Origin of the sequence: Moorena sp. SIO4G3, from assembly GCF_010692305.1 — a bacterium.
Lineage (GTDB): Bacteria > Cyanobacteriota > Cyanobacteriia > Cyanobacteriales > Coleofasciculaceae > Moorena > Moorena producens_A.
The window spans coordinates 1-1,531 of sequence record NZ_JAAHIG010000720.1; the positions used below are offsets into that span (position 1 = coordinate 1).

The 1,531-nt window shown below is 37.5% G+C and carries 1 protein-coding gene and 1 pseudogene; both read right to left on the reverse strand.

Going from position 1 to position 1,531, the window contains the following annotated elements:
• Positions 1-182: 182 nt before the first annotated feature.
• A pseudogene (locus F6J99_RS44895) lies at positions 183-921 on the reverse strand (IS1 family transposase).
• Positions 922-1,209: 288 nt separating this feature from the next.
• Entirely contained in the window at positions 1,210-1,431 is a 222-nt protein-coding gene (locus tag F6J99_RS44900; RefSeq protein ID WP_293123879.1) for a hypothetical protein, read from the reverse strand.
• Between the last annotated feature and the right edge of the window lie 100 nt (positions 1,432-1,531).

Sequence of the window (1,531 nt, forward strand, 5' to 3'; positions counted from 1 at the left end):
TGGGGCGAGCCTAGGAACTGAGACAGCAGGGGCAGATTGGGCAGACAAACGCATGGTAACTCATGAAACTCTCAGCTAACTTGTAAGCCTAGCATTTATTAGCTTTCATGAGAATGAAATAGCCCTGAAGGAAATGGCATAACTGGAAAATAGGTAGTGATAAAGATGTAGTGATGGCCTAATCAACCCGACAAACATTTATTATAGTGATGAATAAAATTCCAAATAGCTCCTAAGTGATTTTCTATTTTTTTTGAAAATGACAAAGTTTTTCTTACCAGACGACTAATCCTTTGTCTTAAGGTATTATTTAATCTTTCAATATGATTAGTTTTACCAGTTTTTTTTGCTACTGGTTTGTGACGTTTGTTAGGTATTACTGTTTTATAAGCTTCCCAAAAATCTGTATAACACACAGCACATTGTCGAACCACTGGAGGGAAAGACTGCCATAATTTCTTTGCCGAATATCGAGTACGATCACCAATATAAACTCCAATTATTTCTCTAGTTTTTTGTTCGCGTAGCGTGGCCAACGGCCATCAATTGCCAACCAAATCCATTGCTGATTCTCTTTCTTTTTAACAAAAGACCACATTTCATCACATTCTATAGTAATTTTCCCTTTTGGTTTTTCGGAAACCTTTATTTTTCGGGGAGTTTCGGCATATTTGTTATTAACATAATTTTGGAGCCATGTTTTTGAAACTCCAACTGCTCGTGCAATACCAGACAAAGATATTTTTTCAAGTAAGAGGTCATCTATTATCTTTTTTTTGTCGGATTTTTTACAAACTGCTTCTTACAGTTTTTGCAGAGGTATTTTTGCTTTTTATTATGAGTGCTTCCATTTTTAACTGTTCGCTCACAGTTGCAGTAAGGGCAATTAGGTCGCGTTATTAAATCTGAGACTGTATTCATTGTTATGATGGTGTATTGAGCACTTTATAACATTTTTTTACTAAGAAAAATTTAGCACTTTTCTTAGGATATTTTAATCAGTATTTCTTATTACTTAGATAAGTAGCCCTAATTTATTGATAGTCAAATTCCTATATTTTTCCATAAAAAAATGCCTTATTTAAGGTCAATGGAATGTTGCATCACTACTTGTGTACCACTACCGGAAAATATATGAACGCGCTCGCATGGGAACGCTATAAAATCGCTGTAACCTTTACGGGATAAAGAATACAGCGATTTTAGTTCTCAGAAGCCAATTCTGCTCCCTCGCTTTTCGACCAACTTCTGGTATAATGGCGATCGCAAGGCGGTTGTACCCCTTGCTGGATGGAACGGCGACAGTGTCTCGCTCCAGTCCATGGTTAGATCTCGCGGCTGTGCCCGGATTGCTTGAGCCTCAATCGTTGTACCAGAAGAAGTGTAAGGGAATGCACTTTTTTGGTAACCGTTCAGGGGGGGTGTAATCATCAAAAAAACACACCCGGCAGGAGTAATAATGAAATAAAATTATTAAGCTGCGATCACTAGCTCTTGCTCATGTTCGTCATCAGAAATAGCTACCTATGGG